At 67.6% G+C, this 9,720-nt stretch carries 5 protein-coding genes and 1 pseudogene; 5 read left to right on the top strand and 1 reads right to left on the bottom strand.

The window, feature by feature from the left end; all coding sequences use genetic code 11:
• Positions 1-265 precede the first annotated feature (265 nt).
• From QNJ12_RS22410 to QNJ12_RS22390, 5 genes are all read left to right on the top strand, one after another.
• Complete coding sequence (locus QNJ12_RS22410) at positions 266-844, top strand: tetratricopeptide repeat protein (RefSeq protein ID WP_300626128.1); 579 nt, start codon at positions 266-268, stop codon at positions 842-844.
• A gap of 75 nt (positions 845-919) precedes the next feature.
• On the top strand, positions 920-2,788 hold the full coding sequence (locus QNJ12_RS22405; protein ID WP_300626126.1) for an SIR2 family protein: 1,869 nt from the start codon (positions 920-922) through the stop codon (positions 2,786-2,788).
• Between the two features lie 127 nt (positions 2,789-2,915).
• The gene (locus QNJ12_RS22400) at positions 2,916-3,884 is read left to right on the top strand and encodes an ABC transporter ATP-binding protein (protein ID WP_300626124.1); all 969 of its coding nucleotides are present in this window, start codon (positions 2,916-2,918) and stop codon (positions 3,882-3,884) included.
• A 14-nt stretch (positions 3,885-3,898) separates the two neighbouring features.
• Entirely contained in the window at positions 3,899-5,098 is a 1,200-nt protein-coding gene (locus tag QNJ12_RS22395) for an ABC transporter permease (protein ID WP_300626122.1), read from the top strand.
• Positions 5,095-6,264 (top strand): ABC transporter permease, encoded by a 1,170-nt coding sequence (locus QNJ12_RS22390; protein ID WP_300626120.1) that lies wholly within the window; start codon positions 5,095-5,097, stop codon positions 6,262-6,264. The genes QNJ12_RS22395 and QNJ12_RS22390 overlap by 4 nt, the downstream gene beginning before the upstream one ends.
• Positions 6,265-6,354: 90 nt before the next feature.
• On the opposite strand, the pseudogene QNJ12_RS22385 reads toward QNJ12_RS22390, so the two are convergent.
• Positions 6,355-9,720 (bottom strand): annotated as a pseudogene (locus QNJ12_RS22385) (hypothetical protein); the annotation flags it as partial.

Below are 9,720 nucleotides of genomic sequence, written 5' to 3'. Positions count from 1 at the left end.
TCCGTAACATCCTCACCAAGCTCGACCTGCAGCCGGAAGCGGCAGTCGACCGGCGGGTCCGAGCCGTCGTGATGTGGCTCCAGGATCGCCCCGATCGCCGGTCGGCTGCACGCTGACCACGATGGGACCAGCATCGACTGCGGCGCAGCGGCGTCAGGTCGCCCAACCGGCCCAGCCGGCGCCGATCAGTGGAACGCCGGTCGCCACGATCGCATCGGGCGCGTCACCCATTTCGTTCTGCAGCGCTGCTCTTTAAGATGAAGACATGAGTTGGCGGCGCACGGCCAAGTCCAAAGTGCTGCCGGGTACACGGCCGAAACCGAACGAAAAGGCGGCCAGAAGCGACGGCCCCGACTTCGGCAGCGCGATCGCCGTCTATCAGCAGGCCGAGCTGGTCCTCACGGCCTACGAAGCGAGCGGAGGAGCGGTCGGCTCCGACAAGCTGAGAGACATCAAGGTCGACCTCGAAGAGGCAATCGATCTGCAGCTGGCCGTACTCGCAAAGACCGACGACGAGCGCCGCCCACCCTTCGCCATGCTGCTGTGCGGGCTGTATCGATTCCTCGGCGGAGCGCACATGTACCTCGAGGAGTACGGGCCCGCGGTCGACTGCTACGAGAGCGCTCGCGAGCTGGGCGCAGACATGGGCTTCTCGTCCGAGGTCGTCCAGGCGCTCAACAACATGGGCCGCATCGCGATGCAGCAGGGCGATGCCGCCGAAGCGGCGCGCCAACTGAAGCGGGCCGTCGCCGGCCTCGACGCCGAGACCGAAGCCAAGTTCGGGCGCGAGGTCCGCAAGAACCTCGCAACCGCCGAATCGGCGGTGCGCAAACGGCGCACGTAGCGCTCCGCAAGCGTGATACGGACAGCGCGCATCGGCGAGTTCACGGCGAGCGCGACGAGCGCGACGAGGGCACCTGTGCTTCTTCTCGGCGCGGGCGTCTCGGCCGCGCCGCCGTCGCGGCTGCCGCTGGCCGGCGAGCTCGTCAACGGCTACTGGGCGGCCCTGGTCGCCGACCCCGATCTCGAGCGCCACGCTGAACAGCTACCGGGCAACCCGGTTCCCGCCCTCGGAACACCAGAACTGATCTACAACGCCACTGCGGAGTACGCGGCCGACGTGGTACCCGGACTCTTCCGGACTGCGCTCGCGTCGGATCGGCCGAACGTCAACCATCGCGCCGCAGCGAAGCTGCTCGAGCTGGGCCTGATCGAGCGCATCGTGACGACGAACTTCGACACCCTGATCGAGCGGTGTCCCGGGATGGAGGGCGTCACGGTCCACGTCGAGGACGAGGGGCCCGGTGGTCCCGGCACCATTTGGAAGTTGCACGGAGACATCGCACAACGGGTTGCGATCGCGTCGAACGACGTCGCACTCATCGGGTTCTCCCCCATCCCCACGCTCTTGGCGAAGGCGATCGCGGGGCGAGAGGTGATCGTTGCCGGTTACAGCGGGAACGACTTCCACATCGTCCGTGCCTTCTTGGACGGCCGGCCCGAGAGGACCTGGTGGATCGTGCTGCCTGGTGATCGTCCGGAGGCGGTGACCGCGCTCTCGGCGAGCGAGCTGGACGTGGTGGTCGTCGAAGGCGACCTCGCGGCGGCGACCGACGGCAATCCACTCGTCGAGCTGCTGGGGGCCGCCCGGTTCACGGAACCCGAGGCAAGTCGACCGACATCCCCCGGCGACGGCCTCGAGGGCAGGCTCGGCAGGGTCATCGCCCCGCTCGACAAGCTGCAGAAAGCCATGATGCTGCACAGTCTCCTCCGTCGGGCAGGCATCGAGACCGACCGTGACTACCGGCTTCGGCTCAGTGCGTTCATCCACAACTCCATGGTGGATCAGCAGATGTTCCCCGACTACTTCCGCTCGGGTCCTCACGACGTCGTCAACCTGTACGAAGCGCAGCTGCAGCCGAGGCTCGTCGTGCGTCCGACGATCCTGAGGCGTCATGGGCTCGACGTCGATCCGACGGACGCGTTCGCCGACGCCAAGGTCAACCACGAGGCGGTCGCGAAGACGTTCGGCCCCATCGACGAGGCAGACATCCTGCTCGAGACCGGCCTCGAGAAGGCATACCAGGGCAGGCTCGAACGCGCTGGTCCCATCCTCGACGCCGCCTTCCAACGCTCAGAGTCGATCGATCATCGGGCGCTACGGATGCGGAGTGCGGAGGCGGTCGCCTGGGTCGCCGCTCGCCTCGGGGACGGCGAGACCGCTGAGCGTGCCCATGCCGTCTTCAGCGACGACGTCGTGCGGCTCGCCGACGACCTCGACGCCGTACGCACTGCAGACGACCTCGACGCCGCCGGCGGCCTGTTGCGCGATCTCGGCGATGTGGAGGCACCGTCCCACCTCAGCAAGACCCTGGCGGTCGATCGCAGATTCCGGAGGCACCTGAGACTGCTGCAGTTGGCCGCCCGCCTGCGATACGTCGGCAAGGCCGAACTCGCACTCGAGGTTCTGGACCTGTGGCCGACGGGCACCACGCAGGACAGCATCTATGCACGCGCCCTCGAAGGCTCGCACCGACTCGAACGCGGGCGTTGCCGGTTCTTCGAAGGAGAAGTCGCAGCGGGCATTCAAGAGATGGAGGCCGCAGGACGCGAGCTGGAGGTGCTGAAGGACTGGGACTACGAGTTCGTGCGGTCGTACAACCGCTTGATGATCGAGCACTACGCACGCGCCGGCCGCATCGTCGATGCGATCAAGGCCCATCTCCATACCGAGACGATCCCGATGAAGCACTACCAGCGAGGGGACGACGAGCTGACGGACTCGTGAGGCCGGCGGCCACGAGGTGCTGACCCAGCACCTGCTCCTCGGGTCCGATAACGACGTCTGAGCCTGGACACCCACGTGAGCTGGGAGGACAATTGAGGCAGTCCTCGAGCAGTGAGGGGGCAGTGTCATGACCTCCGAGACCACGGTCGAGCAGCGGGGTGATCCGGTCCTCACGTGCCGTGGGTTGCGCAAGGAGTACGACGGGCTCGTCGCCGTGAACGATGTCGGGTTCCGCATCGAGCCGGGTGAGACCTACGGCCTGCTCGGCCCGAACGGCGCCGGCAAGACGACCACGATCTCGATCGTCGCCGGGCTGTTGGACCGCAACGCAGGCGAGGTCGAGGTGGCCGGTCTGCCGATGGACGGGACGGCGACCGACGCCAAGCGACACATCGGCTACGTGCCGCAGGATCTCGCGATCTACCCCGACCTGAGCGCACGCGAGAACCTGCGCTTCTTCGGCCGGCTCTACGGGATGGGCCGCGCCGAGCTGAACGCGCGGGTCGACGCCGTGCTCGAGACGATCCAGCTCACCGACCGCGCCGACGACCGCACCGACAAGTACTCCGGCGGCATGAAGCGCCGGCTCAACATCGGCATCGGCTTGCTGCACGAGCCGACCCTGCTGATCCTCGACGAGCCGACCGTCGGCGTCGATCCGCAGAGCCGCAACGCGATCCTCGAGAGCGTCGAGCAGCTCGGCGCCAGTGGTCTCGCCGTGTTGTACACGACGCACTACATGGAGGAAGCCGAGCGGCTCTGCGACCGGATCGGCATCATCGACCGCGGGGAGCTCAAGGCCGAAGGCACCCAGCGCGAGCTCGCCCGCCTCGTCGGCGAGCAGGACCACATCGAGCTGCGGGCGGCCGGTCCGCTCCGTGACGCGGCCGAGGCGCTCGGTTGCGTCGACGGCCTCAAGGAGGCGGCCGTCAGCGACACCGGCATCGACATCGTCGTCGACGACGCCACCGACCGACTGCCCGCCGTGCTCCAGGTCGTGCGCGACGCTGGCGTGACGCCGCTCGGCGTCGACCTCCGGACCGCCGACCTCGAGATGGTGTTCCTCCACCTCACCGGCCGGGCGCTCCGGGAATAGGAACGGGAGCAGCGATGCGCGCCGCGCTGACGATCGCTCTCAAGGACCTTCGCCAGCGAACCCGCGACCGGTCGTTCTTCATCACTGCCATCGTCGCCCCGCTCGCGTTGGCACTCCTCTTCGGCCTGATGTTCGGTGAGCCGCCGGAGCAGGAGGCCTACCAGCTCAGCGCCCGGTACGGGGTCGTCGACCTCGACGACGAGGCGGTCGGCGACTACTTCGTCGACTTCCACGTCCGCCCGGTCCCAGGGGTCTCGGTCATCGATGTTGCCACCGTCGCCCAGGCGGCCGAGATGGCCGAGGGCGACCCCGGCCAGTTCGCCGACCGATCCGCCGAGCTCGACGCCGTCTTCGTCATCCCGGAGGGCTTCGCCGCCGACGTGCAGTCCGAACGGCCCGTCGAGCTGCAGGTGATCGGCAACCGCTTGAGCCCGACCGAGGCCGGCCTCGCGGTCCAGCTGGCTCGGGGCTACGCCAGCGACCTGAGCTCGGTGCGGGTCGCGACCGCGACCTTCGAGAATCTCCTCGGTGCAGGCGTCGACCGGCGTGAGGTCGGGTTCGAGATCCTGCAGACGCCGCTGGCACTCGAGGTCGTCGAGGAGGTCGTCGACGAGCGCAGCCTCGACGGAGCCACCTACTACGCCGTCGGGATGACCATCTTCTTCCTGTTCTTCACCGTGCAGTTCGGCGTGCTCAACCTGCTCCAGGAGCGCGACGACGGCACGATGCGCCGGCTGCTCGCGGCGCCCCTCCCCCGCGGCTCGATCATCGCCGGCAAGATGCTGACGTCGATCATCGCCGGCCTGGTGAGTGCGACCGTGCTGGTCGTCGCCACCTCGTACGCCGTCGGCGCCGAGTGGGGCGACCCGATGGCCGTCGCCGCGCTGGTGGTCGCGTTCGTCATCGCCGCCACCGGGATCGCGGCGCTCGTCGGCGGGTTCGCCCGCACGAACGAGCAGGCCCAGTTCCTCGCCAGCAACACCGCAACAGTGCTCGGACTGCTCGGCGGGGCGTTCTTCCCGCTGGCGCTCGCCGGTGGGTGGATCGAACGCCTGCAGGTCGTCTCGCCCCATGCCTGGTTCATCCGCGCCATGACCGATCTCAGCGTCGAGAGCGCGTCGGCGGTCGTGTTCCCGGCGATCGTGCTGCTCGCGATCGGCGTGATCACGGGCGCGCTGGCGATCACCGGACTCGCTCGGAGGCTGCAGCCATGACGTTGCTGGCGATCGCACGCGTCAATCTCCGCCGGTTCCTGCACGACCGCCGGAACGTCTTCGAGGCGCTCCTGCTTCCCGTGCTCCTGATCGTCCTGCTGGGCGCGATGCAGGAGGGTAGCGACGACGTGCGGCTCGGGGTCGTCGATCACGACGAGAGCGCGCTCAGCTCCGAGATGATCGCCCGGCTGGACGACATCGACGGGATCGCGGTCCACGAGTACGGCACCGAGTCGGCGATGGTCGACCGCGTCGAGCGCGGGCGCCTCGACGCCGGGCTGATCGTGGCGGCCGGCTACCACGCCGACCTCGAGTCCGGCGCGACCGCCGAGATCCGGGCCGTCGTCACGCCGGCGACCGACCTCGGTGCGGCCCAGACCGCAGCCGAGGCCGTCATCACCGAGATGGCAACCCTGACCCGCGCCGCCACCTACACCGCCGAGCGTGGGGTCGCTGGCTTCGACGAAGCCTTCGCGATGGCGGAGCAGTGGCAGGCGACCATGCCTCCGGTCGAGGTCTCCGTGACCGAAGCCGGCGAGCCGCTCTCGTACGAGTCGTTCGCCGTGTACGACATCCCCGGGCAGACGATGCTCGTGCTGTTCACGTTCTTCGCGACGCTGACGGGGGCCACCGCACTCATCGAGTCGCGGCGGCTCGGGCTGACCCGCCGGATGTACTCGACGCCGACGACGACGAGCCAGATCATCGCCGGCGAGGCGCTCGGCCGGGTCGGGATCGGGCTCGTGCAGGGGCTGGTGATCATGGTCGGTGGAGCGGCGCTGTTCGGGATCGACTGGGGTGACCCGCTGGGGGCGTTCCTCACGCTGCTCACCTTCTCGCTCGTCGCCGCCGGCGTGGCGATGCTGCTCGGGTCGTTCTTCGCGAACCAGGAGCAGGCGTCCGGCTGGATCTCGCTGGTCGGCATGGGATTGGCCGTCCTCGGCGGCGCCACGATCCCGCTCTACGCGATCAAGTACATGGACGAGACGCTGTGGAAGGTCGCCCACATCTCACCGCACGCCTGGGCGATCGAGTCCTTCGAGGAGCTCGTCGCCTTCGACGGAAGCGTCGTCGACATCGCCCCCTTCCTCGGGATCCTGCTCGGCTACGCGATCGTGGTGTTCGCACTGGCCACGTGGCGGCTGCGGACCGTGCTCACGAGGTGAGCGGCTGGCACCAGACCACCGACCCAGCGCGACACGTCGAGAGCAACGTGAGGCGGACGGGAGGATGCGATTCGTCCGGGGAGTTCCCGACTACCTCGTCTCCACGATCTGGAGCCAGACCGCCTTGCGCTCGGCGCGCTTCTTGAGCGTGTTCATCGTTGTCGTCCGCGATCCGACGACGAACTTGGTGTTGTAGATCTCCCCACCTGCGCGTTGGTTCGTCGAACTGTCGAGTGGCCACAAGTTCTCGACGGCGTCCTTGCCGCCCACCTGGATCTCCAGCACGTGGTCGCCGTCGAACCCTTCCTTCTCGGCGCTGTATCCGAACGGTGCGAACTTCTTGTTGATCGCGCCACCACCCGGTGTCTTTCCGGGGTCCTTCTTGGGTAGCCGGAACGCCAGACCCTTCCGAACCTGGTACGGCGGCTTGATCCCGAGGGTCTCACTGTCGCCAGGAAGCTTGGCGCTGCCGTCCGGTCGGAACTTCTTGATGGTCTTCGGTTTCCACGCATCTCGCTCGGCGGCGTTCAGCCGCTTGTCGACGGCCTCGACGCCACGCTTGAGGGTGGCTTGCGGGATGCGTTTCGACGTGCGCGGCCCGACGAGGATGGTCGGGTACCGGTTGTACGGCGGCTTCGGCCAGCGGAGCGGATACGGGTTCTCCTTCGTACCGAGGTTGCTGGGGAAGATCCTGGCGAGGATCGTTGCCAGCGAGTTGAGCTCCTTCTGCAGGTCGTCCTTGAGCCGCCGCTTGAGCCGCTCCCGGGCACTCTTGCTGATCCCCGTCCGCTTCCGGGCTTGGTCGAGTGCGGCCTGCAGCTTCGCCATCTTGGCGAGGTTGCCCCGCGCCTTGGCAACCTGGGATCGGTTGCCGTCGTCCTCGATCTCTCGTAGGCGACTGAGGAGCGGCTTCGGCGTGGCGCTGGCAACCATCACCGTGGCGCGCGGCAGCTTGCCTCGGAACGAGAGGGTGTGTTCCTCCTCTTCGGCGCGGAACCCCTTCTTCGGGAAGACGAAGGCGACCAACCGTGCAGCGCCCTGCTTGACGGCCTGCTTCGCCTTGCCGACTGCCTTCTTCGCCTTGCCGACTGCCTTCTTGGCCTTGGCGGCGAGCTTCTTGGCTGCCTTGGCGACGCGGTCGATCACCTTGTCGACGATCTTGTCGATCGGGCGGCGGATCTTGCGGATGACCCCCATCACCGCCTTGCCGATCCCGGACAGGCCGAGGAGCCGTGCGAGGAACGCGAGGATGATCGGGATCGTCATCGCCATCGCGCGCTCGACCGCCTTGGCGGCGGCGGAGATCCGACCCATCGCGATGTCCGCGATCGAGCTGATCACGGTCTTGACGAACTCGATGATGCGGTTGATGTTCTCGATGAAGAACATCACCGTGTTGTAGATCGCCAGGATGGCCTGGATGATCGCGCCGACGGGGTTGAGCATGCTGACGAGCTTGATCACCGCCTGCTTGACGACCTGCACGATCACCCAGTTGCGGATGCCCTCGATCACCTTCTGCTTGATCTCGGCGGCCTTGGCCTTGATCATCTCCCACAGCGCGATCGGTCCCTCGACGATCAGCCGCTTGACGATGGCGACGCTGGTCTCGGCGATCCGCACCACTCGCTCGCCCACCCGCTTGACGAGCTTCTTGCGGATGCGGTCCCACGTCAGACCGAGGATCTGGAGGACGAGGTCGAGGATCCCCTTGAGGTTCCACGTCGTGGGCAGCTTGATCGGCACGTCGGCCATCGCGCCCGTCAGCCAGCTGATCAACCCTCCGATCAGGTGCTGCTTGATGTTCTTGACGAACAACTTGATGCCGGATCCGACCGCCTTGCCGATGTTCTTGAAGAAGCCGATCGGGTCCGTGACGATCTTGGTGATGACGGCCTTGCCCTTGTTGAGGATGCCCATCAGCTGCTCGCCGCTGTAGCCGGCCTTCTTGAGCGCCCACTTGAAGAACTTGAGCATCGCGTTGAGCAGGAGCGCGCCCAGCTTGGACAGGGCGCCCGACATGGCCTCCTTCATCTTCTCGATCTTCTTGTCGATCGCCTTGATCGCGGCCTCCTGCTTGGCCGCGAGGGTCGCCTGGAGCTGCTTCTCCTCGTCGGCGATCTGCTTGTCGAGAGCGTCGAGCTTGGCGCTCACGTCCTTCAACGCGTCCGCACCGGTGGCCCGCAGCTTCGGGCCGAGCCCGTCGACGTAGGTCTTGATGTCGGTTCGCGCCTTGGCCAGGAGGGCCCGGCACTCCTGCACGACGCGCTTGCTGTCGGCGGTGATCTTCGTGACGCTGGCGTCGATCGACCCAACGAACGTCTCCCGCTCGGTGTCGAAGATCCGTTTGACCTCCGGCAGGTCGTCCATGCCGAGGAGCCAGTCCTTGCCCGCCTTCACCCAACCGAAGCGACCGCCGTACCGGCGGGCCTTGAACACGTTCATGCGTGTTTCGACGTTGTCTTCGAAGATGCTCGTCGCTCGGCGCTGCGCAGCGTCGAAGACAGCGAGCGACGAGCGTTTCAGCTCGCGGAGCTTGGTCGTCACCGCTTCGTTGGCGGAGCGGTAGATCTCGTTGATGCGGTCGGTCACCGCCTTCCGCTGCTGCTCGAGCTTGGTGGTCGTCCCGCGCTGTTCGGCGCGTGCGCCTTCGAGCCCGCGTCGACGACGGTCGCGCATCGCCGAGCGGGCGCCGGCCTCCTCCTTGCGCAGGTCGCTCGCGACCTTCGTCTTCTGCTCCTGCTCGAAGACGCTGACGGCTCGCGGCGCTGCCTTGACTTCCGACTTGATGGAGCTACGCGCCTTGCGAGCTTCGGCCAGCTCGCCCTCGTCCACCATCTCCAGGTGCTCGTCCTTGATCCCCTCCTTGGCGAGCACGTCGTCCGATTCACGCTCGAACTCGCTGAGGTCGGTGTGCTCCGGTTGGACCTCTCCGACGACACCGTCGCCGGGCGAGATCGTCGCGGTCTCGGGCGGCGATTCGACCTCGGGCAGCGGATCGGCCGGCTCGGGCGGCGCTGCCTTCGGCGGCTTGTCGATCGCCTCGTAGGTGGCGCGCACCTGCTCGGTGTCCGCCGCCACCACCTCGGTCACCGCCCGGCCGACCGCGCGTCCCCTGCCGTCCCGCTTGAAATCGTCCATCTCGCCGACCTTCTTGGGGACCGCCCGCCGCATCGCGGCGTCGAGCTTCGCGGCTGCCTTGGCCTCGGACGGCTCAGGCGCCGGCGCCTGTTCGACGACGTCCACCTGGCGAGCACGGGCCCGCGAGGCCCCCTCGTCGGCGGGAGCGGTGACGGCCTGCTGCGCCTCGGCCACCTTGGTCGTCGCCGGCGACTTGGTGCGCTCGTTGCGGGCGAGGCGGCCGATCGCCTGCTTGCGGAGCTGGACCGTCTTGGCGGTCGATGCGCGCAGGAATCGGCCGACGACTCCGAGCGGCTCGCCCGCCGGGGCCACGTC

Origin of the sequence: Ilumatobacter sp. (genome assembly GCF_030065885.1) — a bacterium.
Taxonomy (GTDB): domain Bacteria; phylum Actinomycetota; class Acidimicrobiia; order Acidimicrobiales; family Ilumatobacteraceae; genus Ilumatobacter.
The sequence above is the reverse complement of the archived record's forward strand: the minus strand, read 5'-3'. Positions and strand labels throughout refer to the sequence as shown.

Coding starts and splice junctions, on each gene's coding strand:
- QNJ12_RS22410 (WP_300626128.1), top strand. CDS start 266: ATGAGTTGGCGGCGCACGGCCAAGTCCAAAGTGCTGCCGGGTACACGG.
- QNJ12_RS22400 (WP_300626124.1), top strand. CDS start 2,916: ATGACCTCCGAGACCACGGTCGAGCAGCGGGGTGATCCGGTCCTCACG.
- QNJ12_RS22395 (WP_300626122.1), top strand. CDS start 3,899: ATGCGCGCCGCGCTGACGATCGCTCTCAAGGACCTTCGCCAGCGAACC.
- QNJ12_RS22390 (WP_300626120.1), top strand. CDS start 5,095: ATGACGTTGCTGGCGATCGCACGCGTCAATCTCCGCCGGTTCCTGCAC.